The sequence below is a fragment of the Sorangium sp. So ce394 genome (assembly GCF_051474665.1).
Lineage (GTDB): Bacteria > Myxococcota_A > Polyangia > Polyangiales > Polyangiaceae > Sorangium > Sorangium cellulosum_D.
This window is the reverse complement of sequence record NZ_CP150339.1, coordinates 5,694,787-5,717,467: the sequence shown is the minus strand read 5'-3', so window position 1 is coordinate 5,717,467 and position 22,681 is coordinate 5,694,787. Positions and strand designations below refer to the sequence as shown.

Below are 22,681 nucleotides of genomic sequence, written 5' to 3'. Positions count from 1 at the left end.
AGAGGTCAGGAAAATCCTGTCATCGGACATTCCCCGTCATGTCTGGATAGCGAGCTCAACCGATGTGGGGAACTGCGCTCCGCCGGATCACTTCACGGATGCGTAGGTGCGGTGGGTAACTCGGTGAGGTGGCAAGCAGCCCAGTGACCGGGACGGCGCTCCTCCAGCGGAGGAGCCTCGATGCTGCACCGCTCCATCGCATACGGACAGCGGGTGTGGAAATGGCACCCTGAGGGCGGATTCAGCGGACTCGGCACTTCGCCGACGAGCGTCAGGCGACGCCGCTTGCGCTCCTGGTCAGGATCCGGGATCGGGATCGCCGATAGCAGCGCCTGCGTGTACGGATGCTGCGGTGAGCGGAATAGTGCATCTGGGCGGGCGCGCTCGACGATCCGGCCGAGGTACATCACCGCGATCTCGCTTGACAGGTGGCGGACCACCGCGAGGTCGTGCGCCACGAACACGTACGTGAGGGACAGCTCGCGCTGGAGCGAGGCGAGCAGGTTGACGATCTGCGCCTGGATGCTCACGTCGAGCGCGCTGACCGGCTCGTCCGCGATCACGAGCTTCGGCTTCAGGGCGAGCGCGCGGGCGATGCCGATCCGCTGCCGCTGGCCGCCGGAGAACTCGTGCGGATAGCGGCGCATGTACGAGGGCGAGAGCCCCACGAGCTCCATCAGGCGCGCGACCTCGCGGAGCGACTCGTCGCGCGACGAGGCGAGGCCGTGGGTGAAGAGCGGCTCGGCGATGAGGTCGTGGACCGTCATGCGCGGGTTCAGGCTCGCGTACGGGTCCTGGAAGATCATCTGCATCTCGCGGCGGGCCTTGCGCAGCGCGCGCGGCTCGAGCGTCAGGATCTCCCGGCCGTCGATCTTCACGCTCCCCGACGTGGGTGGGACGAGGCGCAGGATGCCCCGCCCCGTCGTCGACTTGCCGCAGCCGGACTCGCCGACGAGGCCGAGCGTGGCGCCGCGGCCGACGTCGAAGGAGACGCCGTCGACCGCGCGCACCGTGCCGACCTGCCGCTGGAGCAGGCCGCGCCGCACCGGGAAGTGGACCTTGAGATCGCGCACCGAGAGCAGCGGCGGAGGTGTGGCGGGTGTGGTCATGGCGCTCGTCCGGCGACGTCCTCGACATGGCACCGCACGACGTGCAGCGCCCTCCTGTCCCCCTCGCCCGAGACGACCCGAGGCAGCGGCGCCTCTTCGCGGCACGCGGCGACGGCGTGCGCGCAGCGCGGGTGGAACGGGCAGCCCGGCGGCAGGCGCGCGAGCGACGGCGGCATCCCGGGGATGGGGACGAGGTCGGCGCCGCGCGGGCCCTCGATCCGCGGGATCGACCGCGACAGGCCGATCGTGTACGGGTGCCGCGGGGCATGGAAGATGGCGCTGACCGGGCCCTCCTCGACGATGCGCCCGGCGTACATGACCGCGACGCGATCGGCCATCTTCGCGACGACGCCGAGGTCGTGCGTGATGAGCAGGACCGCCGCGCCGAGCGCCTCCTTCCGCTCCCGGATGAGGTCCAGGATCTGCGCCTGGATCGTGACGTCGAGCGCCGTCGTCGGCTCGTCGGCGATGAGCAGATCCGGGTCGCAGAGCAGCGCCATGGCGATCATCACGCGCTGCCGCATCCCGCCCGAGAGCTGGTGCGGGTAGTCGTCGATCCGCGACGCCGCCGCGGGGATGCCCACCGCCTGCAGCATCTCGACGCTGCGCCGGCGGGCCTCGGCGCGCCCCATGCCGCGGTGCAGCTCCAGCACCTCGATGAGCTGCTCGCTCACCCGGAGGTAGGGGTTCAGCGACGTCATCGGGTCCTGGAAGATCATCGCGATCCGGTCGCCGCGGATGCGCTCCATCCGCGTCTCGCTCGCCTCCACGAGGTCCTCGACGACGCCCCCCTCGGACTCGAGCAGGATCTGGCCGCCGACGATCCGCCCCGGCGGGTCGGGGATGAGCCGGAGCAGCGAGAGGCTCGTCACGCTCTTGCCCGAGCCCGACTCGCCGACGATCCCGAGCACCTCGCCGCGATCGAGGCTGAAGGAGATGCCGTCGACCGCGCGCACCACCCCCTCCTCGGTGAAGAAGTGGGTCTTCAGGTTGTTGACCTCGATCAGCATGGTTCGTCTGGGCGCGCGCGCCGCGGGGGCGGCGCAGCCCTTCAGTCCTTTCGGATGCGTGGATCGAGGGCGTCGCGGAGCCCGTCGCCGAGGAAGTTGAAGCAGATCAGCGTGAGCGCGAGCATCAGCGCCGGGAAGATGAGCTGCCAGGGGAAGAGGTCCATCGCGTCGGCGCCCGTGGACGCGAGCAGGCCCCAGCTCGAGAGCGGCTCCTGCGTGCCGAGGCCGAGGAAGCTCAGGAACGCCTCGGTCATCATCACCTCGGGGATGGTGAGCGTCGTGTAGACGATGATCGGGCCGAGCGCGTTCGGCACGAGGTGCCGGAAGATCAGCGCGGCGTGGCCGACGCCGATCGAGCGCGCCGACTCGATGAACGGCTGGCTGCGCAGCGCGATGACCTGGCCGCGGACGATGCGGGCCATCGTGAGCCACGAGATGCCGCCGAGGGCCGCGAAGACGACGACGATCTGGAAGATGGGGAAATAGCTCGGATCCGAGGGATCCTGCACGAACAGGCCGAGCGCGACCTTCCAGGCGCGGTAGAGGGGCGTCTGGTCGTTCGCGAAGAAGACCATGAGCAGGATGACGAGGATGAGGAACGGGAACGTGTAGAGCACGTCCACGATGCGCATCATGATCGCGTCGACCTTGCCGCCGAAGTAGCCGGCGACGCCGCCCCAGCTCACGCCGATGACGAAGCTCACGAGCGTCGCGATGATGCCGACGGCGAACGAGATGCGCCCGCCGAAGAAGACGCGGGCCATCAGGTCGCGGCCGAAGTAGTCGGTGCCCATCCAGTGCGCGAGCGACGGGGGCTGGGCGCCGAGCTTGAGGTCGGCCTTGTCGTACCGGTAGCTGGAGAGCTCGGGGACGAGGATGCAGGCGAGGATCATCGCGAGGAGCACGGCGCCGCAGGCGACCGCCGCGCGGTTCTTGCGGAGCCGCCGCCACGCGTCGCGCCCGAGGCTCGACCCCTGCTCGAGGGCATCGAGCCGCAGCGGGCCTGCGGGGCGCGGCGCCGCGCCGCCGGGGACGGCCGGCAGGTCGCCGGGCGGGGCGGGCGAGGCGCCGGCAGCGGCGGCCTCTGCGGCGGGCGGCGGGGGGGCGGCGGGCATGGTCAGCGCAGCTCCACGCGCGGGTCGATGAAGGCGTACGCCACGTCGACGAGCGCGTTGAAGAGCATGAGCAGGAAGCCGTAGACGAGCATGACCCCCATCACGAGGTTGTAGTCGCGGTTCGTGGCCGCTTCGACGAAGTAGCGGCCCATGCCGGGGATGTTGAAGATCTTCTCGACGACGAGGGAGCCGACGAGCAGGCCGCTGAAGCCGGGGCCGAGGAAGCTCACGACCGGGAGCAGACCGCCCCGGAGCGCGTGCTTCAGGACGACCTTGCGCTCGGACAGCCCCTTGGCGCGGGCGGTCCGGATGAAGTCGGAGCGGATCACCTCGAGCATCCCGCCGCGCGTCAGCCGGGCGATGTAGGCGGCCACCGGCAATCCGGCGCAGATGACCGGGAGCACCATGTGCCGCCAGGTCTCCCAGCGGGCCACGGGGAACCAGTAGAGCTTGAGCGAGAAGACAAGCATGAGCAGCGGCGCGAGCACGTACCGCGGCACGCTGAGGCCGACCATGGCGACCCCCATGGCCGCCGTGTCCTTCCAGGTGTTCTGGCGGATGGCGCCGACGATCCCGAGCGGGATGCCCATCGCCAGGGCGAAGAGCATCGCCCAGAACCCGAGCTGCATCGACACGGGCAGGCTCAGGGCGATGATCTCGTTGACGGTGCGGTTCGGGTACTTGAACGTCGGGCCCAGATCGCCTCGGGTGACGAGCGCAAAGAGCCAGTCGCCATACTGCTTCAGCACCGGATCGTTCAGGTGGTACTTGGCGTCGAGCTGCCGCTGGACCTCGACGGGCACGGCCCGCTCCTGATCGAACGGGCCGCCCGGCACGATGCGCACCAGGATGAACACCAGGGTGGCGACGATGAAGAGCGTGGGGATGATCGAGAGCAGCCGCTTGACGGCGTAGGTGCTCATGGCGCGCCGCCTGCCGGCCGTCGTGCCGCGCCGCTCGCCTCGTCATGCCGCCGCCTTGCGTGGATCCCGAGCGATGTCACGAGGTGCCTCCGTGCTGCCTTCCTTCAGCGCGGCGACGGCCAGGGCGCGCCGCGTCTTCCCGCATATCACGGAATCGCTGGCCGGCGCGGCGTTTCGCGCGGCGCGTCGCGCTGCCGCGGCCGAGGCGGCCTGCGCGCTGGGGGCGCCGCGCGCGGCCGGCGCTACGGGGAGAGGGCTAAGACGAAGGCGTCCGAGGGGCCGCTGACGGCGCTAGTGGGTGAAAGCCGCGACGAAGGCTTCCGAAGGATGCCCGCCGGGGATCGCGTCGGATCCGAAGCCGACCTCCTCGGCCGATCAGCCAGCTCCAGATCACATCGCCCGTCGGCGCGAATTTCGTGACGGCGAACTGCAGGACGCAGGGGCAGTATCCGGTCGGCGAGTACTTGGACTCGCTCACGGCCAGCACGTTGCCGGCGCTGTCGAGCGCGAGGTCTCCGTGGCGGTTGAGGTTCCCTGCTGTGGGGATCTCGCGCGTCCAGACGAGATCGCCCTCGGCGTCCAGCCTCGCCACGGACACGACCCCCTCGGTGTCTCCAGCGCTGTGGAGGGTCACGTACGCATAGCCGAGCGCATCGACGGCGATCTTTTCCGCGCTCTGGCGCCGGAGCTCCGTGAACTCGGAGACGAGGGCCCCACGGCTCCAGAGGTGGCTTCCATCCGGGTCGAGCTTGACCACGAAGCCCGCGCTGGAGAACCTGCCCGGGGCCGGGAGCGGACCACCGCCGAAGTCGACGCTGGGAGGGGATCACGAGAGAGAGCGCAGCGGAAGCGTACCTCTTCCGCGCCGAAGCCGAGCCCGCACGATCCTTGCGTCTGTCCATGTCGGCTCTGGTGCGCGCGCCGTGCTCGGCGTTCATCCGCGCCCGCTCACGGCTGCTTCTTGAGCTTGCCCTGATCGCGGAGCTTCACGAGCTCGGCATAGCCGCCCTCGAGGACCCCGTCGACGAACACCATCGGGAACGTCGGATAGCCGGCCCAGAGCTTGATGGCGAGGCGCTCCTTCCACTTGGAGACGTAGCTTCCGTATTCCAGGTAGGTATATCTCACGCCCTCTCCGTCGAGCAGCTGCCGCGCTTTCTTCACGAAGGGATTCTGGGCCATCCCGACGACGACCACCCGGTCGCGGCCCACGGCGCCCGCGACCTCGTCAACGATGGATCGATGAAAGCTCGCGACCTGCGACTTCACCGCGTCGGAAACCTTCTCGGGAGCAAGCGTGGGACGTTCGGACATGAGATGAGCACCTCCGCGCCGGCAGCGTACCGGCGCGGAGGGCGCGCGGTCAACCTTGCGCCGGAACGCGCTACCGCGCCTCGCCGTCCAGCCTGCAGGCCCTCGTCGAGGATCGCGGCGAGCGGCTCCTCGGGCCCGCCTCGCCCGGGCTCGCAGCCCTCGTCGGACCGGAGGGCGTAGCGCTTCCGCCGACCGGGCGCGGGGAGCGGCGCGGCCGCAGGGCCGCTCCCCGCGCGTGCGCCGGCCGAGCGCAGCGCTGTCGGGCGTGGCGGGGCCGCATGCGCTGCCGCGCGACAGCGATGGTGACAAGACAGCGCCGTCAGGCGCGAATGACCGACACGGCTCGCCCTCCAGGTGTCATCCGGGGCTCGACGGTGACCCGCTGCTCCACGGGAGGTTGCTCTTTCCGCTGGTTGAAGATCACCAGCCACCCCCGCGCCAGGTTCAGACCGGCCAGGTAGCGATCGATCTGCTCCAGCCCATCCTCCACCGGGTCCCTCCGCCCGTCGCGCCACACCTTGATCTCGATGGCCACCACGTCCGGGCCATAGCGCAAGCACAGGTCCATCCGCCCCGAGCCAATGGCGTACTCGCGCTCCAGCGTACCTCCGCGATCGGCCACGCGATCGAGGAACGCCATCAGGACGAGGTGCGGTGCGATCTCATGGTACGACGCCGCCTGGAGCAGCGGCTCGCCGTGCTGGCGCCAGAACGCGACGAACGCCTCCAACAGCCGATCGACATTCATCCGGCCACCGGGCTCCAGCCATGTCGGCTCGATCTGCGGGAGCGCGGCGAGCGGACCGAACGTGAGCTCCTGGACGATGATCTCCCGGTAGATGGGGTTGGCGGCCTCGAGGCCCCCCGACTCGCGCATCCGCACGAGGCCAAGATCCTGGACGTAGCGGATGTCGTCGTTTCGCGGCCCGCTCAGGGTGGTGCCTGCGAGGATCGGCTCGATGATCGCCTTGACCCGCGGCTCGTTCAGCCGCTCACCGAGCGAATCGATGTGCGTGCGCGTGTCCCGGATCAACGCTGTCTTGGCGCTATCGACGTGGTCCGCGGTGATCGGCGTATGGCCGTCGGGGACCGTTTCCACGGTGAGCGTCTGGGCGAGCGCGTTGACGAGCCATGGTTGTCCTCGCGTGAGCTCGAACACGCGATCGACGGCGGACTGCTCGAAGGGCTGCCCTTTCTCCTGCGTGTATTGGCCGTAGAGCTCCGCGATCTGGCTCCGGTCGAACGGGGCGAGCGTGATCGATTTGTCCACGATGTTGAACGGGCTCGGCGTGCCGCGCCGGCCCTCGTCGTCCGAGGCGAGCCGGTAGTCGCGCACGTCGCGCAGGCCGACGAAGGCCAGGGACCAGGGAAACCCGCTGGGTCGATGGCGGTGTCCCACCTGAATCTGCCGGAGCACCGAGAGCAGCACGCTGTCGCGCAGCGAGTCGAACTCGTCGAGAAAGAGGACCAGCGGCTTCGGAGCCGCGGCATGCGCCCAGGCGTTCAGGGCGGCGCCGATCCGGTCGCGCGGCGGCGCATCGGGCCAGGGAGGTGGCCGGAGCTCCGGCGGGAGCTCCTCCCTGGCGCTGCGCCGCCAGCTCGACAGGATGGCCAGCTCCGCGGTGCCGACGTCCTCCACGTTGTCGCCCCCCTCGAGCATCGAGATGAGCACGGCGACATGAGAGCCCTTCGCGGTGAGATCTCTGGCGAAGGTCTGGAGCGACGTCGTCTTGCCGACACCGCGCGGCGCGTGGACGACGAAATACTCCTTCTGGTTGATCAACCGGGACACCTGCGGCAGGCGCTCCCAGGTCGGGAGCATGAAGTGATCATGCGGGTTGCAGGCGCCGGTGGTGTTGAACCAACGGGGCATCAGACGCCTATAGCACAGGCCCCCGCGCTCGGGCTCGAAACCACATTGGCCGAGCTTGACTGGCTCAATTGTCGCGCATTGTCGCGCTGAGCGCTGGCTCCGAAGCCTCGGTTCACCTCGATGGTCGCCGGTGAGAATAATTTTCGCGTGAATACAATGCAGCGTCGAACCCTACCAGACGCACGGCCTCAAAAAAGAAGATTAAAAATGGAAAATTTTGTCACTCGACGGAATGCAACGCTGATCGGGCCCGAGCCGTAGCGAGGAACCCGCGAAGGCCGCTGTCAGGCGAGGAGGACGACCGCGGCGCGACCGGTCGACGTCTCCCGTCGGCTCACGGCGAGCCGTTCTTCCACAGGCGGAATTCCGTTCCGCTGATCGAAGAGGACCAGCCACCCTGCCCTGGCCTCCAGCCCGGCGAGGTGATCCTCGAGCTGTTCCAGGCCTTCGGCCAGCGGGTCTGCGCCCCCTTCGCGCCACACCTTGAGCGTGAGGCCGAGCACCTCCGGCCCGTACCGCAGGCAGAGGTCCATCCGCCCCCGGCCGATGCCGTACGCTCGCTCCAGCGTTCCGCCGCCGCTCGCCACGCGGTCCAGGAACGCGGTCATGACCATGTAGGGCGCGATCTCGGGGCTCGCCGAGGTGAGCAGGGCCTCGCCGTGGCGTCGCCAGAAGCCGACGAACGCGTCGAGGAGCCGCTCCAGGTCCAGACGTCCGTCCGCTCGGAGCCACGTCGGCGGGAGGTGCGGCAGCGACGCGCGCGACGCCAGCGCAAGCGTGCGCGCGATCAGCTCACGGTAGATGGGGTTCGCGACCTCCATGGACCTCCCCGGCACCTGACGGACCAAGCCGAGCTGCGCGACGAGGAGGATGTCCTCTTCCGGCAGCGCCTCGGGCCTCGTGCCGGCGATCATCGGCTCGAAGACCGCCCGGATCCGGGGGGCCTGCAATCGCTGGGACAGGCGGTCGAGGGGAGTTCCGCGCGCGGCGAGCAGGAGCTCTCCGGCGCGCTCGACGTCGGCAAGAGCCACAGGCCGGGCGCGGTCGACGTCGAGCTGCTCGACGAGCAGCTTGGCGAGCGCGTTGACGAGCCACGGTTGACCTCGGCTGAGCGCGAACGCCCGCTCCACCGCCGCGCGTTCGAAGCGCTGGCCGGTCGCCTCCGTGTGCTGCTGGTAGAGCTCGGCCACGTCGTCCCGCGTGAAGTCGGGAAGGGTGATCGACCGGACGGCGTGGAGAATCGGCTCCGGCGCGCCAGGATCGGTGTGACCGGCGGCAGCGCTCCAGCGCTCGGGGCCGCCGTGCAGGCCGAGGAGGGCCAGCGTCCAGGGGGCGGCCTCAGCAGGCTGCCCCAGGGAGGCCCGCAGCAGCTGCCGCAGCACGTGGTCCATGGCGCTGCCCGGGAAGGCGTCGACGTCGTCGAAGAAGACGACGAGCGGCCGACGCAAGGCCCGCGCCCATGCCCGCAGCGCGGCGTCGAGGCGGCCGCCCGGCTGGGCCTCGGGCCGCGGAGGCGGCTGCTGCTCCGAGGGGAGCTGCGCCCTGGCCGCTTGTTCGAGCGCGTGAAGGAGGGCGAGATCGGCCCCGCCGGGCTCGTCCGGGCGATCCGCTCCGGCGAGCGTGGACACGAGGAGAGCGACGTGGCGCCCCTCCGCCGTGAGCTCCTCGGCGAGCGCGAGGAACGATGTCGTCTTGCCGACACGACGGGGCGCGTGGACGACGAACGACTCCCGCTGATCGATGAGCCGGCGCACGTCAGGCAGGCGGCGATGCGTCGGGAGCATGTAATGGTCTGCCGGTAGACAGGCACCGGCCGTGTTGAACCAGCGGGACACCGGCCGGAGTCTACCCCAGAACGGTGCGGACCTGCGCGCCCGGGTCGCGTGCATCCCGCGCTCCCGTGCTGGATCGAGGCGAAAGGCAAGCAGGTCGCGGTGAATCGCCCATGGCAGCGGGCTGCTCGGGCGTCGCCGCCGGTGGACGCCCATGTGGACCAGGTTCCCCGCCTCGAGCGCTCCAGAGCGACGCTCCCGCCGCCAAGGGCTGCCCCCCCGGACGTCGTGAGCTCCGCCGCCCAGCGCAAGCTGCGGTTATTGACTGGCCCTGATACGGCCTGCGCCATTGCGCTGCATCGCTCCTGGGGAGATCGGCAGTACCGCGAGCGAGAGCGCCGGCTCAAAGGCGCTGCACCGCCGCTTCGGCGTCCAGAGCCCGAGCGAGCTCCTCGCCCTCTGCCTCGGCCAGAGCCCGCCGGGCGCGGCGCGATAGCGGTGTGCGCCCACTCCCGGCGCTACGGCACGAGCAGCACCTTCCCCGTCGTCGCCCGCCCGGCGAGCGCGCGGTGCGCCTCCGCCGCCTCGGCGAGCGGGTACGTCGCGCCGACCGAGATCGTGAGCTCGCCGCGCGCGATCGCGCCGAGCACGTCCTCCGCGCGCTGGAGCAGCTCCTCGCGCGTCGCCGTGTAGTGCCCGAGGCTCGGCCGCGTCAGGAAGAGCGACCCCTTCTGGCTCAGGATCTGCGGGTCGAACGCGGGCACCGGCCCGCTCGACTGCCCGAAGAGCACCAGCATGCCGCGCGGGCGGAGCGCGCCCAGGCTCTTCTCGAACGTGTCGCGCCCGACCCCGTCGTAGACCACGTCGACCCCGGCGCCGCCCGTGAGCCGGCGCGCCTCGACCTCGACGTCGGCCCGCGTGTACAGGATCACCTCGTCGGCGCCGGCCTCGCGCGCGAGCCGCGCCTTCTCCTCGGTCGAGACGGTGCCGATCACGCGCGCGCCGAGGCGCTTCGCCATCTGGCAGAGGAGCAGCCCCATCCCGCCCGCCGCCGCGTGGACCAGGCACGTATGGCCCGGCCCGAGCGCGAACGTGGAGCGCACGAGGTAATGCGCGGTCATGCCCTGGAGCATCGCCGCCGCCGCGCGCTTCGCGCCGACGCCCGCGGGCACCGGGACCAGCTTCGCGACCGGGATGCGGACGTGCGTCGCGTACGAGCCGGGGCCGCCGGCCCACGCGACCTCGTCCCCTTCCCTCACCCCGGTGACCGACGGCCCCACCGCCTCGACGCGCCCCGCGCCCTCGAGCCCGAGCGGGATCGGCGGCTCGACCTTGTACTGGCCGCTCCGCTGGTAGATGTCGATGAAGTTCACCCCGGCGGCCTCGACGCGGACCACGGCTTCACCCGGGCCTGGCGTCGGCGTCGGGTGCTCCTCCAGCGTCATCACCTCGGGGCCGCCAGCGGCTTTCGGTCGGATCGCGAGCATGCCGCCCATGTTGCCGAGCCGGAGCGGCCCGTCAAGCGACCGGCGCGGGCATCGACGCACCGCTTCACGCTTCAGCCGGGCGCCGCCGCGCCGCGGGCATCGATCCCATTGCTGCCCAACGCGCGCCGTGGATGATGCGCTCTCATGTCCGCTTCCACTCCTTCCGAGTCGCTCACCCAGCACAACGCCCCTGGCGCCTCGCCCGCCCCGTCCGCTGCCGCGGCCGCCGCATCCGGCTCGGCGCCCGCGTCGCCGGCCCCGTCGGCCGGCGCGGGGCCGGCAGGCACGACGGCCGCGCCGTTCCCCGAGGGCTTCCTGTGGGGCGCCGCCACCGCGGCCTACCAGATCGAAGGCGCCGCCACCGAGGACGGCCGCGGCCCCTCCGTGTGGGACGTCTTCTCGAACACCCCCGGGAAGGTCTTCGAAGGGCACACCGGGAACGTCGCGTGCGACCACTACCACCGCTACAAGGAGGACTTCGGGCTGCTCGCCGAGCTCGGGGCCAAGAGCTATCGCTTCAGCGTCTCGTGGACGCGCGTCCTCCCGGAGGGCACGGGCAAGATCAATCAAAAAGGGCTCGACTTCTACGACCGGCTCGTCGACGAGCTCCTCCGCCTCGGCATCGTGCCCCTGTGCACGCTGTTCCACTGGGACTTCCCCCAGGCGCTCCAGGACCGCGGCGGGTTCCTCCAGCGGGACGTCGCCGACTGGTTCGCCGACTACACGACCGTCGTCGCAGAGCGGCTCGGCGATCGCGTGCCGTGGTGGGTGACGCAGAACGAGCCGCAGGCGTTCATCGGCAACGCGCTCCTCGAGGGGCACTTCGCTCCCGGGCTCAAGCTCCCGTACCGGGACTACCTGACCGCCGCGCACAACCAGATGCGCGCCCACGGCAAGCAGGTGGACGCCCTGCGCGCCGCGGCCAAGGCGGCGAAGGTCGGCTACGTGCTCGCGACCCAGGTCCAGCGCCCCGCGACGGAGGACCCGGGCGACGTCGAGGCGGCGCGCGAGGCGATCTTCTCGGTCTACGAGCGGCACCCGTGGAACAACGCCTGGTGGATCGCGCCGGTGCTGGAGGGGCGGTATCCGGAGAGCGGCCTCAAGCTCTTCGGCAACGACGTGCCCGACTTCCCCGCCAGCGACTTCGACCAGATCAAGCGGCCGCTCGACTACCTCGGGCTCAACATGTACTCGGCGGGCACGTGGCGGCGGGGCAAGGACGGCAAGCCCGAGCGCGTCGCGACCCCGCCCGGCTACCCGCGCGCGACGCTCGACTGGCTGCAGGTGGTCCCCAGCACCCTGTACTGGGGCACGAGGTACTTCTGGGAGCGGTACAAGCTGCCCATCGGGATCACCGAGCACGGCACCGCCACGCGGGACCAGGTCTTCCTCGACGGGAAGGTGCACGACCCGCAGCGCATCGACCTGATGCACCGGTACCTGCTCGGCCTCGCGCGGGCGATGAAGGAGGGCGTCGATGTCTTCGGATACTGGGCCTGGTCGCTCCTCGACAACTTCGAGTGGGCCGAGGGCTACAGGGAGCGGTTCGGGCTCGTCTACGTCGATTACCAGACCCAGCGCCGGATCCCGAAGGACTCGTTCTCCTGGTACAAGGAGGTCATCGCGACCAACGGGCGCTCGCTCCTCGGGCCGACCGCGGTGGCCTGGGACAACGTGACCGGCTGATCCCGGAGGCCCGCGGCCCGATTCCCCGTCGGGCCGCGCGGCCGGCGCGCTCCTCGTCCTGCGCCGGCGGTCGCTGCCCGAGCGGGGCCCTCGCGCGCGACGGCGTCGAACTCTGGCTTTCCCGAGCTCGTCTCCCTGCGCCATCTTCGACGATGATATCGTCGCGGCGTGGAGAGGCAGGGATGAACAGAAGCCGGTACTCGCTGAGGCGTCTTGCTCTGGTGACCGCGCTGGCTGCGCTCGGATGCGGCGGGAGGAGCAGCCTGGAGGACGCGGCTCCGACCCCGGCGGGCGGCCCCGCCGCAGGGGAAGGCGGCGCCGGCGGCAGCAGCGTCGGCGGCGGCGGCGGTAGCGCTCCTGTGTGCGAGGCGGGTTGCCTCGAGGTCGCGTTCGCGCGTCCATTCGACTACGCCGAGGTGACCGGCCTCGCGGTCGACGCCCGCGGCAACATCCTCATCACCGGGGCGTTCGAGGGCACCGTCGATTTCGGAGGCGGTCCTCTCGTGAGCACGGGCTACAAGGACGCGTTCGTCCTCAAGCTCGATCCGCTCGGCCGCCATCTCTGGAGTCGGCGGTTCGGCGAGCTCTCCGCCGTGCCCGAGCTTCAGGCCGGTCTTGCCATCGCGACCGACGCGGCGGGGAACGTCCTCGTCGGGGGTCACTTCGGCGCAACGACGGATTTCGGCGGTGGCCCGTTGGCGGCGCAGGGTAAGAGCGGCTTCATCGTCCTGCTCGACGCCTCGGGACAGCACGTCTGGAGCACGCACGTCGGGGTGGGGTCCGCGGCGGTCCGCGGCGTCGGCTTCCATCCGGCGGGAGGGATCGTCGTCACCGGCGATTACGTGGGGACCATGGATCTCGGCGGGGAGGCCTTCATCGACCGCAGGGACGAGCCGAGCGTCTTCGTCGCCAGGCTCGATGCTGCGGGCGGCCACGTCTGGAGCAAGAGCTTCGGCCGGTCGGGCGCCGTGCAATCTTCCACGCTCGCCCTGGATGCGGCGGGGAACATCGCGCTCGGAGGTAGCTTCGACGTCGTCGTCGACTTCGGCGGCGGCCCGCTCCGGGCTGCTGGCCCATCCGGGGCAGCCGGAGCGTCCGACATCTTCGTCGCCTCGCTCGGTCCGGACGGCGAGCATCGATGGAGCCAGCGGCTAGGCAGCGTCGCTGGCGAGCACCCCGGCGGCACGGTCGTGGATGGGGCAGGCAACGTGGTCTCGCTCGGCTCCATCGGCCAGACGTTCCAGTTCGGCGGCGACACCCTGACGAGCGATGGGGATGCCGTGTTCGTCGCCAAGCTCTCCGCCACCGGCGCCCCGACGTTCGGCAGGAGCTTCTCGAGAGCGCACGCGCTCGCCGCCGACGCCGCCGGCAACACGTGGCTGGCCGGCGCCTTCCTCTACGACGCGGACTTCGGCTGCGGTCCGCTGACCGCGAAGCTCCAGGGGCTCTTCGTCGCCGGGCTCGACCCGCGCGGCGAGGGCTTCTGCAGCGTCTCCTTCGAGCCGTCGGAGTACGGAGGCCTGTCCCGGATCGCCGTCGACCCCACCGGAGCCCTCGTCGCCGTCGGGAACCTCAAGGGCACGATCGATTTCGGCGCCGGACCGATCTCGAGCCCGGAAGCGAGGGAGTCGATGATCGTCGTGAAGCTCATCCCGTGACGGCGCAGGGCTCGGCGCGCGGCCCTGTTCGCGCGCGGCCCGAGCGGCGCCTCCGCGCGATCCGCGTCGTTCCGCGTGGCGCAGCCGTCGCCCCGGCGCGCTCTCGGGGAACACGTGGCTCGGCCCATCGCAGCGCGCAAATCCTGCCGCGAGGGGACGAGCTCTGGTGTGCAAAGACTCTGTGGATTCGACGCGAATGCGCTAATCTCTGCGTCTTTGCGTGTGCGCGCGGACGCACAGGCGCTCACAAAGGACACAGGGATATGGTTCTTCGCAACGTTGTAGTTACGCTCACTGCGGCAGGTGTGATGTTCCTCGTCGCGTGCGATCCCGGTGACCCGCCCCCCGCCGGCGCTGGCGCTGCGGGTGGGGCTGGCGGCTCGGGTGGGGCTGGCGGCGGCGGCGGCTCGGCCGAGCCGGGGTGCCCCGCGCCGTCCGGCGGCCCGACGGATCACTCGGGCGATGTGAGCGAAGATGAGACCTGGACCGCGGAGGGGAGCCCGCACGTCGTGAGCTTCCCTGTCCGCCTCCGCCCCGGCGTGACGCTCACGATCGAGCCGTGCGCCGAGGTGCTGCTCGAGGAGGACACGGGCATCTCCGCGATGGATGAGGGCGCCGAGCTGAAGGCCGAGGGCACCGAGGCGCGGCCGATCACGTTCCGCGGCAGCGAGGGCGCGCGGTGGAACGACGTGCACGTCGCGTGGCCGGCCAAGGCGACCCTCCGCCACGTGACGCTCGAGGGCGGCGGCGGCGATCGCTTCCACGCGAACGCGGCGCTCTCCGCGTACGGAGGGTCCGTGACCCCCGCGGCGCCGGTGCTGCTCGTCGACCACGTGACGGTGCGCGGGTCGCTCGGCGCCGGGGTGCTCCTCTTGCGGGCGTCGGCGTTCGCCGAGGGCTCCACCGATCTCGTGATCACCGAGAGCGGCAGCGAGGAGCACCCGTATCCGCTGGAGCTCGGCGAGCAGGCGCTCGGCTCGATCCCGGTCGGCGTGTACACCGGCAATCGAAGGGACGAGATCCTGATCCAGGACGAGGGCGCCAATCAGACCTCCGGGCTGCAGCAGGACACGACCCTGCGCGACCGCGGCGTGCCCTACCACTTCGGCGACTGGCGCGACGCCCGCTTCAACATCGGCGGCGGCGGCGAGGGCGCGCCGCTCACGACGCTCACCATCGAGCCCGGCGTCACCATCCGGTTCGAGCCCGGCAATTTCATGCAGATCGAGCGCTTCACCGGCGAGTTCGCCGCGAGCGGCGCCCTCCGCGCGCTGGGCACGCCGGAGCGGCCCATCGTCTTCACCTCGGCCGCGGAGACCCCCGCGCCCGGCGACTGGGGCGGGCTCTGGTTCGGCGGCATCCCGCGCGACGAGAACGTCCTGGAGAACGTCATCGTCGAGTATGCGGGTTACGACTGCGGTTGCATCCTGCTCAGCTGCAACGATCTCACGACCTTCAACGGCGCCGTCATCTTCAGCCAGGCGCCGAGCAGCGCGTTCATCCAGGGGTCGACGTTCCGCCACGTCGCCGGCCACGGCGTCACCCGCGGCTGGAACGGCACCGCGGGGCCCGATTTCGTGTCTGGAAACACCTTCGAGGACGTGAGCGGCTGCGAGCAGACGCGCCCCTGGGTCGAGGGCCAGCCGTGCCCTGACCCGAAGCCCTCCTGCCCCGAGGACTAACCCAACGCGGGCCCGACCGGCCGCCTTCAGAAGCTTCAGCGTCCACCACGGCGGGAGCGGCGCAGGGGGCACGTGGATGTCAGCAGGACCTGCCGGTTCGCGCGCGCGACCAGCAGCCGGCGCCCGTCGATCGGCGGCGACGCGTCTCCCCGCGATCCCATGTCGGCGCCGCTGGTCTGCTCGTGCGTCGAAGCACTATCCTCGTTCCGTGTTCGGCATCGTGCTCGATCGCGCCTCGCGGCGCTCCCTGGCGCTCCAGCTCGCGGACGGGCTGCGCCAGGCGGTCGTCGCCGGCGAGCTCGCGCCCGGCGCCAGGCTCCCCCCCTCGCGCCTGCTGGCCGCGGAGCTGGGGATCTCCCGGCGGCTGGTGACGGACGCTTACGAGCAGCTCACCGGCGAAGGCTATTTCGAGACCCGGGCGGGCCACGGGACCTACGCCGCCGCGCTGCCGGTGCGGGCGCCGCACGCCAGCGTCCCGAGGGCGGCCACGCTCCGGCGGCACCGGCCCACCATCCGCTTCGACTTCACCCCCGGGATCCCCGATCTCGCCAGCTTCCCGCGGCAAGCGTGGCGCCGCGCCGCCGACGACGCGATCTCTCTGGCGCTCGCCGCCGACCTCTCCTACGGCCCGGCGCTCGGCGACGCCCGGCTGCGCCAGGCCATCTCCGACTACCTGTACCGGTTCCGCGGGCTGGCCGCCGATCCGGAGCAGATCTGCATCACCTCCGGCACCTCGCATTCCCTGTCGCTGCTCTCACGGCTCCTCCCCGCCACGACCCTCTTCTGCGAGGAGCCCGGGCTCACCTTCGCCCGCGACGTCTTCGGCTCGGCCGGGTTCCGCTGCCGCCCGATGCACGTCGACGACTCCGGCGCGCTCCCTTCCGGCCTGGGCGAGGTGCCCCGCGGCGCGCTCTTCTACCTGACGCCCTCCCACCAGTTCCCGACCGGCGCGCTCCTGCCCCTCAAGCGGCGGGTGAAGTTCCTGGAGCTGGCCGCCCCGGCCGAAGGGCTGGTGCTCGAGGACGACTACGACTCCGAGTTCCGCTTCCGCGGCAGCCCGGTCCCGCCGCTCGCCTCGCTCGACGCCGAGCGCGTCGTCTACCTGGGGACCTTCTCGAAGTGCCTGGCGCCGTTCGTGCGGGTCGGGTATCTCATCGCCCCGCCCCACCTCGTCGGCCCGATCGCGGACCTGGTGCGGCGAACCAACCTCCGGGGCTCCACTCCGCACCAGCGGACGCTGGCCCGCTTCATCGAGGAGGGTCATCTCGAGCGCCATATCTTCGCCATGAAGCGGCGCTACCGCGCGCGGCTGGAAGCGATCCTCGACTTCCTGGGGACCCGCTACGGGGATCAGGTCCGCACCGGCGGCGGCGAGACCGGATTCCACCTGCACGCGCGCTTCTGCGGGCGGCGCTTCGGCCCGATCTTCACCGACGCCTGCAGCGCGGAGGGGCTGCGGATCTCGACCGAGGACGAGTTCCGGGCCGAGCCGCCCCGCGCGAGCGACGCGCTGGTGATCGGCTATGGCAACGTGGCGGACGAGAAGCTCGACGAGGGTCTCGAGCTGCTTGGAGCCCTCGTCGAGCGGAATACGGACCGTGAGATCCGTTCGCCATGAGCCCTTCGTCGCCGCGCCTGCGGCGTTGCGATCAGGATAGGCGGAGTCGATGGGCGGGCTCTACAGGTTTCGATCCTCGTACGCCACGAGCTCTGCCACCTGACGCGCCTGCTCGGCGGTGAGCGCCCCCTTCTCCATGGCCCGCGCGTTCTCCACGGCCTGGGCCGTGCTCTTGAAGCCGGGGATGGGGATGGTGTTCGGGCTCTTGGCCCAGATCCACGCCAGCGCGCCCTGGACCAGGGTCCGGCCGTTGCTGGTCAGGATCTCGCGGGCGGCCTCCAGGCGGCGGGCGTAATTGGGGTTCACCTTGCCGTCCTTGAACCAGGTGATCCACTCGAAGTTGCTGGTCCGCACGTCGCCGCGGGGCAACGTCTCGCCCTTCGTGTACCGGCCCGAGAGCATGCCCATGGCCAGCGGGCTCCGGCACAGGAGCGCCAGCCCTTTGCCCTCGCCGTAGGCGATCAGCCGGTCGTTTCCCTCGAACACGTTGAGCAGGATCTGGGCCGCGCCGCAGTGCGGGCCGCGGGCGAAGGCCTCGACCGAGGCCTTCACGTCGGTGCTCCAGCCGTAAGCGCGTATCTTCCCCTCCTTCACGAGCTGCTCGAGCACCTCCACCACCTCGCCGGCTTTCTGCGGCGGGTGCTCCCAGATGTGGAGCTGGTAGAGGTCGATTCGATCGGTCCCCAGCCGCCGCAGGCTCCCCTCCACGGCGCGCCGGATGTACGCCGGGCTGGCGTCGGTCCTGCCCAGGTTGGCGTGCTTCTCCTCGTCGAAGACGTGACCGAATTTGGTCGCCAGGGTGACACGGTCGCGGATCCCCTGGATGGCCTTCCCGACCAGGACCTCGCTGTGCCCCGACCCGTACACGTCGGCGGTGTCGAGCAGCGTGACGCCGGCGTCGATGCCGGCGCGGATGGCCCGGATCGACTCCGCGTCGTCGGTGCCGTGCCATTCCCAGCTCGCGCCCGGGTCGTTCCACTTCCCAGCGATGGCCCAGCACCCCAGGCCCAGCGCGCTCGTCTCGATGCCCACGCTCTCCCATCGTCGCTTCATGGCGTCCTCCTCATGGATCGAATGTCCGGACCCAGGTATGAGGCCGCAGGCGCGCGGGAACGAGGACCGCCGCTGCGGTTCCGGCGTGGACCACCGCGAGAGCCATGGTCGGGGGCGGCCGCCGCGGACCCCGGCCCGTGCAGGGGCCCATGCTCCGACGCCCGTCGAGCGATGTGTCGGCAGGGCCGGAGGGCGGCGCCGGCGCCGCGCTTGCTACCGGTCCACGTGGGGAGTCTGCCCGGCGGGCGGCGCCGATGCCGCGGTCGGGCTCCCCGGAAGACTAGCTCACACCGGCGAGAGCCCGCGCGCGTCGTGCCCGTTGGCCGCGGCGAGCCGGGCTCCGTCTTGGCGGAGCACCACCGTCTGCGCCGGGGCCGGGTAGCCCAGCTTCGCGACCTCGTCGTAAACGACGAGGTGCGCGGCGGCGAGCGCCAGCGGGTACTTCGAGCTCTCGATGTAGGGGTGCGCGACGAGCAGCGGGCCGGTGGGGGTCACGCCCACCAGCTCGACGAACGGCGCTGGGCTGCTGACGGCGTGCGGCGCCTGGGCGAGCTTCTCCTTCAATACAGCGATAACCTTGTGCACGTCGGCGCCGTGAGGGAGCTGCACGTTGATGTTCAAGCGCGCGACGGGGTTCTCCGAGTGATTCTTGATGATCTCGCCGAAGATCTTGTTGTTGCCGAGAAAGGTGCGTTCGTTGTCGAAGGTGTCGACCGACGTGACGAAGAGGCCGATCGAGTGCACGATGCCCGTCACGCCGGCGATGGTGACCACGTCGCCGACCTTGAAAGGGCGCAGCACGATCATGAAGACGCCAGCGGCCAGGTTGGCGAGCAGGCCGGACCAGGCCATACCGATGGCGACCCCGGTGGCCGCCAGGATCCCGGCGAAGGTGAAGGTCTGGACGCCGAAGACGCCGAGGACCGTGATGACGAGCAGGATGTTGAGAAGCACGCTCGCGACCGAGTGCAGGTAGCGCGCGAGCGTTTCGTCGATGTTGCGAAACTTCGTCGTTCGATCGAGCAGACGAAGGATGCCGCGTATGACCAGGCGCCCTGCGATCCACAGGACGATGGCACCGATGATCTTGGTGCCGATCTCGGCGCCGATCACGAGCCCGACGTCCACGTACCTCTTGAGGGTCTCGTTCATCCCGCGATCTCTCCCTTCTCTTGGTCCAGCGATGTCCCCGCGAGCGAGCGGGTGATGGTTCCTCGCGCCCGCCCGACCTCTGCCGATCGGCGCGGCGCCCTCGCAAACAAGAACCCATGCGAGCCGTGGGAGCCGGAATGCGCTCGCACGCCTCGGCAACACACCGGTGGCCGGGCGGCCGAGCAGGACAAACCTCGGCGCGGGTGCGCCAACCCCCCAAGCTGCGTGGCCGAACCCCGTCCCAGCCGAGGTCCAGCACGATCATGGTACCGAGCAACACAGCGACGGGTCAAGTCTCGCCGTCCCATCCTCCGTCGCTTCACCGACGTGGCAGGCCATGCGCCCCTGTGCGCTCCACGACCTCCGACCGGGCGCGAGATCTGCGTTGCCCCCTGACGAGCAACGGTCGATGAACGCCGTGCCCGCGCCCAGCATCGAAGCGGCCATGACCAGAGACTCCGATCCTATCCATTCAGCATCCACGGCCAGCATGGGCGCCTCGGCCGCCTTCACCATAGCGGCTGTCCTCGCCGCCGCGGCGTGCGAGCCGGCGGCGCGCGGGGGCGCGGCCGGGGATGGCCAGAGCGGCAGCGCCACAGCGGACAGCGACCACACGGTCAACGCGCGGAGCGCGCTGGGCGACGGGGGCGCGGACGACTGCGAGGCCTCGAGTGGCAGCGCCGGCGAGGGCGGCAGCGGCGCTACCGGCGGCGGCGAGGGCGGCAGCAGCTCCACCGGCGCCGGCGGCGAGGGCGGCGCCGGCTCGACCGGCAGCGGGATGCCAGGCACGTGCGCGCCAGGCTCGGTCGTCGTCTGCTACACCGGCCCCGCGGGCACCGCGGGCGTCGGGCGCTGCGCTCCTGGAACGCAGACATGCCGCGTCGATGGCCTCGGCTACGGCCCTTGTACGGGCGAGGTGACGCCCGCCACGGAGCTCTGCGCCACGCCGGTGGACGAGAGCTGCGACGGCGTGCCCGATTGTCCTCAGGTGTCGCCGTGGGCGCGGGGCTACGGCAGCCCCGGCTACGATCACGGCCTGTCCATCGTGAGCGACCTCTCGGGCAACTACTACGTCTCCGGGGACTTCGAGGGAACGGTCGACTTCGGCGCCGGCCCCCTCACCAGCGCAGGGGAATCCGACGTCTTCCTCCTCAAGCTCGATCCCACGGGCGCGGTGATCTGGAGCAGGCGCTACGGGACCGAGTTCGACGATTGGAGCGGCGTCATGACCGTCGACGGGAACGGCAACATCTTCCTCGCCGGCGCGTACGAGGGCATCATCGGGCTCTTCCCAGGCCCGGATTTCGGCGGGGGCCCCATCGCGCCCGGCGACGACATCGGAGTCTTCGTGGCCAAGCTCGACGCCGGCGGCGATCATGTCTGGAGCGCCGGATACACGGTTAACAACGCCTCATTTCTGACGAGAGTAGCGGAGATCGCCGTCGATGCCGTCGGCACCCCGTACATGCTCTACGGCATCGACGATTCCACCTACCTGGCGAAGCTCGGCGCCGGCGGCGCTGGCGTCCTCTGGACACAGTTCGTTCCGGCGTCCGACGTCAGCAATGCAGCGGTGAGCCTCGCGGTCGACAGCGCCGGCAACGCGATCGTGGCAAACGAGGATCCCCCGGTCAGCTGGCATCTCGGCGAGGAGTACTTCATCGTCTCCAAGTTCGACCCGGCGGGCGCGCTCGTCTGGACGCGGATGTTCGAGAACGACGGGGCGATGGGCGCCTCCTCGGTGGTGGTCAACGCGTCGGATGAGATCCTCGTGGCGGGCTCCGCGGATGGGCTCGTCGACTTCGGCGGCGGCGTGCTCCCCGCCGGACCCGTGCTCGTCAAGCTGGACTCGGCAGGCCAGCACGTCTTCAGCCGTTCGGTCCGCTTCGGCAACGAGATCGCCCTGGATCCTGCCGGCGGCGTGATCGTCGCCGGGGGCGGGCTCGCCAGGCTCGACGCGAGCGGCAACGAGCTCTGGTGGGTTGACTTCGATCCTCGCGTGGGGGATATCGCGATCGCGCCGAATGGCACGATCGCCGTCACCGGCAGCATGATCGGTCCAGTCGATTTCGGGACGGGCCCGATACCTTACGCGGCCGGCCGGGATATCTTCGTCGCCGCGTTCGGCCCCTGAGGGGCTCGGTCCGGCGTCGTCGCGACGCCCGCGCTCGCACGATGGCGCGGGCGTCGCGCGGCGATCCCGCCCGCGACCCGAGGCGCGGCGCGCCTCCCCTCACCGCGGGACGTCGACGGGCACGAAGCAGGAGATGTTCGTCTCGATGTGGAAGTTCGACCCGTCGGTGTGGCGCTCCGCGTGGAAGATATCCATCGTGTACGTGTTGCCCGGAGCGATGCCCAGGTAGTCGGCCTGGGCGTCGAAGTCGATCACGCCCGACTCGGGCCCGTGCATGCTGCCGAGATCGAGGGCGAGCTTGCCGTTGATGAAGATCCACATGTCGTCGTCGCCCCGGAAGCTGAACTCCTGGCCGGCGACGTAGCCGAACTTGAGGTGGATCTCGGTGGTGAAGAGGAAGTTCTGGTTCTTGCCGTTGGGAGGGTTGATCCCGAACCCCTCCTCCGGCGCGAGCGGGAAGAAATCCGTGCTGTCGAAGACGTACCGGCCCGAGCCGGGCGGCGACTCCTCGAGCTCGAGCTGCTTGGGGAAGGTCATGTTCACGCCAGGCACGTCGCGGTACCACTGGCTGAACGACTCGCTGCTCGTGATGACGACCTGGTTCGGGGTCCCGCCCCCGCAGTCGAGCGGGGTCTGCAGGTCCGCCTGGCACCCGATCGAGTCGAGGAACACCGGCTTGCTGTCGCCGTCGAGCTGCGGCTCGATGAGCTTGCGGCGAACCACGTCGCCCCGGAAGTCCATCTCGAAGTCGGGGTGCGTGTCCTTGAAGTCGCGGTAGAGGACCTCGAGCGTGCTCTTGCAGTCGCTCCCGCCGGCGCCGCCGGCGCCGATGGTCACGTTGCCCCCCGAGATGCTCCCGATGTCGTCGCCGCTCGAGCTGCTGCTCTCCCCCGAAGGCGACCCGCTGGTGCCGCCGGTGGTCGGCCCGCCGCCAGAGCCGGAGCTCGAGTTGCCGTTGTTGTCGTCAGGCCCCGAAGAGCAGGCCAGGGCCGCGATGGCGAAGGTCACAAGAAAGAGAGAGCGAGGGGACATAGAGAGTACTCCTGGGATAAAGTAGGACAACCACACCTCGTGGGGGTTGTCAACGTCGCCCCT

At 70.6% G+C, this 22,681-nt stretch carries 17 protein-coding genes; 5 read left to right on the top strand and 12 right to left on the bottom strand.

The window, feature by feature from the left end; genetic code table 11:
- Positions 1–92: 92 nt before the first annotated feature.
- From WMF33_RS20940 to WMF33_RS20900, 9 genes are all read right to left on the bottom strand, one after another.
- On the bottom strand, positions 93–1,109 hold the full coding sequence (locus tag WMF33_RS20940) for an ABC transporter ATP-binding protein (RefSeq protein WP_437338802.1): 1,017 nt from the start codon (positions 1,107–1,109) through the stop codon (positions 93–95).
- Positions 1,106–2,119: an ABC transporter ATP-binding protein gene (locus WMF33_RS20935; RefSeq protein WP_437338801.1), complete on the bottom strand. Its 1,014-nt coding sequence runs from the start codon at positions 2,117–2,119 to the stop codon at positions 1,106–1,108. Before WMF33_RS20935 ends, WMF33_RS20940 begins: the two co-directional genes overlap by 4 nt.
- 41 nt (positions 2,120–2,160) lie before the next feature.
- On the bottom strand, positions 2,161–3,234 hold the full coding sequence (locus WMF33_RS20930) for an ABC transporter permease (RefSeq protein ID WP_437338800.1): 1,074 nt from the start codon (positions 3,232–3,234) through the stop codon (positions 2,161–2,163).
- A gap of 2 nt (positions 3,235–3,236) precedes the next feature.
- Positions 3,237–4,157, bottom strand: coding sequence for an ABC transporter permease (locus WMF33_RS20925; RefSeq protein WP_437338799.1), 921 nt, complete (start codon positions 4,155–4,157; stop codon positions 3,237–3,239).
- A 256-nt stretch (positions 4,158–4,413) separates the two neighbouring features.
- Entirely contained in the window at positions 4,414–4,914 is a 501-nt protein-coding gene (locus tag WMF33_RS20920) for a hypothetical protein (RefSeq protein WP_437338798.1), read from the bottom strand.
- A gap of 191 nt (positions 4,915–5,105) precedes the next feature.
- Positions 5,106–5,471, bottom strand: a complete 366-nt coding sequence (locus WMF33_RS20915) for a glutaredoxin (RefSeq protein WP_437338797.1) — start codon at positions 5,469–5,471, stop codon at positions 5,106–5,108.
- Positions 5,472–5,790: 319 nt separating this feature from the next.
- A complete protein-coding gene (locus WMF33_RS20910) occupies positions 5,791–7,344 on the bottom strand; it encodes an AAA family ATPase (protein WP_437338796.1) in 1,554 nt (517 codons plus the stop codon).
- A 284-nt stretch (positions 7,345–7,628) separates the two neighbouring features.
- Positions 7,629–9,233, bottom strand: coding sequence for an ATP-binding protein (locus WMF33_RS20905; RefSeq protein ID WP_437338795.1), 1,605 nt, complete (start codon positions 9,231–9,233; stop codon positions 7,629–7,631).
- Positions 9,234–9,634: 401 nt separating this feature from the next.
- Entirely contained in the window at positions 9,635–10,603 is a 969-nt protein-coding gene (locus WMF33_RS20900; protein WP_437338794.1) for a quinone oxidoreductase family protein, read from the bottom strand.
- A 144-nt stretch (positions 10,604–10,747) separates the two neighbouring features.
- On the opposite strand from WMF33_RS20900, the gene WMF33_RS20895 reads away from it, so the two are divergent.
- The 4 genes from WMF33_RS20895 (at position 10,748) to WMF33_RS20880 (ending at position 17,247) form a co-directional block, all read left to right on the top strand.
- On the top strand, positions 10,748–12,289 hold the full coding sequence (locus WMF33_RS20895; RefSeq protein WP_437338793.1) for a GH1 family beta-glucosidase: 1,542 nt from the start codon (positions 10,748–10,750) through the stop codon (positions 12,287–12,289).
- A 182-nt stretch (positions 12,290–12,471) separates the two neighbouring features.
- On the top strand, positions 12,472–13,947 hold the full coding sequence (locus tag WMF33_RS20890) for a hypothetical protein (protein ID WP_437338792.1): 1,476 nt from the start codon (positions 12,472–12,474) through the stop codon (positions 13,945–13,947).
- 464 nt (positions 13,948–14,411) lie between these two features.
- Positions 14,412–15,629, top strand: a complete 1,218-nt coding sequence (locus WMF33_RS20885; RefSeq protein WP_437338791.1) for a hypothetical protein — start codon at positions 14,412–14,414, stop codon at positions 15,627–15,629.
- Positions 15,630–15,837: 208 nt separating this feature from the next.
- Entirely contained in the window at positions 15,838–17,247 is a 1,410-nt protein-coding gene (locus tag WMF33_RS20880; protein WP_437338790.1) for a PLP-dependent aminotransferase family protein, read from the top strand.
- A 60-nt stretch (positions 17,248–17,307) separates the two neighbouring features.
- Here WMF33_RS20880 and WMF33_RS20875 read toward each other — a convergent pair whose 3' ends face one another.
- Complete coding sequence (locus WMF33_RS20875) at positions 17,308–18,300, bottom strand: aldo/keto reductase (protein ID WP_020736128.1); 993 nt, start codon at positions 18,298–18,300, stop codon at positions 17,308–17,310.
- 285 nt (positions 18,301–18,585) lie between these two features.
- Complete coding sequence (locus tag WMF33_RS20870; protein WP_437338789.1) at positions 18,586–19,413, bottom strand: mechanosensitive ion channel family protein; 828 nt, start codon at positions 19,411–19,413, stop codon at positions 18,586–18,588.
- A 484-nt stretch (positions 19,414–19,897) separates the two neighbouring features.
- Here WMF33_RS20870 and WMF33_RS20865 point away from each other — a divergent pair, with 484 nt between their 5' ends.
- Complete coding sequence (locus WMF33_RS20865; protein ID WP_437338788.1) at positions 19,898–21,586, top strand: hypothetical protein; 1,689 nt, start codon at positions 19,898–19,900, stop codon at positions 21,584–21,586.
- Between the two features lie 99 nt (positions 21,587–21,685).
- On the opposite strand, the gene WMF33_RS20860 is transcribed toward WMF33_RS20865, so the two are convergent.
- Positions 21,686–22,618: a fibro-slime domain-containing protein gene (locus WMF33_RS20860; protein WP_437338787.1), complete on the bottom strand. Its 933-nt coding sequence runs from the start codon at positions 22,616–22,618 to the stop codon at positions 21,686–21,688.
- Positions 22,619–22,681: the final 63 nt, after the last annotated feature.

Coding starts and splice junctions, on each gene's coding strand:
- WMF33_RS20910 (WP_437338796.1), bottom strand. CDS start 7,344: ATGCCCCGTTGGTTCAACACCACCGGCGCCTGCAACCCGCATGATCAC.
- WMF33_RS20865 (WP_437338788.1), top strand. CDS start 19,898: ATGACCAGAGACTCCGATCCTATCCATTCAGCATCCACGGCCAGCATG.
- WMF33_RS20925 (WP_437338799.1), bottom strand. CDS start 4,157: ATGAGCACCTACGCCGTCAAGCGGCTGCTCTCGATCATCCCCACGCTC.
- WMF33_RS20900 (WP_437338794.1), bottom strand. CDS start 10,603: ATGCTCGCGATCCGACCGAAAGCCGCTGGCGGCCCCGAGGTGATGACG.
- WMF33_RS20930 (WP_437338800.1), bottom strand. CDS start 3,234: ATGCCCGCCGCCCCCCCGCCGCCCGCCGCAGAGGCCGCCGCTGCCGGC.
- WMF33_RS20915 (WP_437338797.1), bottom strand. CDS start 5,471: ATGTCCGAACGTCCCACGCTTGCTCCCGAGAAGGTTTCCGACGCGGTG.
- WMF33_RS20905 (WP_437338795.1), bottom strand. CDS start 9,233: ATGCACGCGACCCGGGCGCGCAGGTCCGCACCGTTCTGGGGTAGACTC.
- WMF33_RS20935 (WP_437338801.1), bottom strand. CDS start 2,119: ATGCTGATCGAGGTCAACAACCTGAAGACCCACTTCTTCACCGAGGAG.
- WMF33_RS20875 (WP_020736128.1), bottom strand. CDS start 18,300: ATGAAGCGACGATGGGAGAGCGTGGGCATCGAGACGAGCGCGCTGGGC.
- WMF33_RS20890 (WP_437338792.1), top strand. CDS start 12,472: ATGAACAGAAGCCGGTACTCGCTGAGGCGTCTTGCTCTGGTGACCGCG.
- WMF33_RS20860 (WP_437338787.1), bottom strand. CDS start 22,618: ATGTCCCCTCGCTCTCTCTTTCTTGTGACCTTCGCCATCGCGGCCCTG.
- WMF33_RS20940 (WP_437338802.1), bottom strand. CDS start 1,109: ATGACCACACCCGCCACACCTCCGCCGCTGCTCTCGGTGCGCGATCTC.
- WMF33_RS20895 (WP_437338793.1), top strand. CDS start 10,748: ATGTCCGCTTCCACTCCTTCCGAGTCGCTCACCCAGCACAACGCCCCT.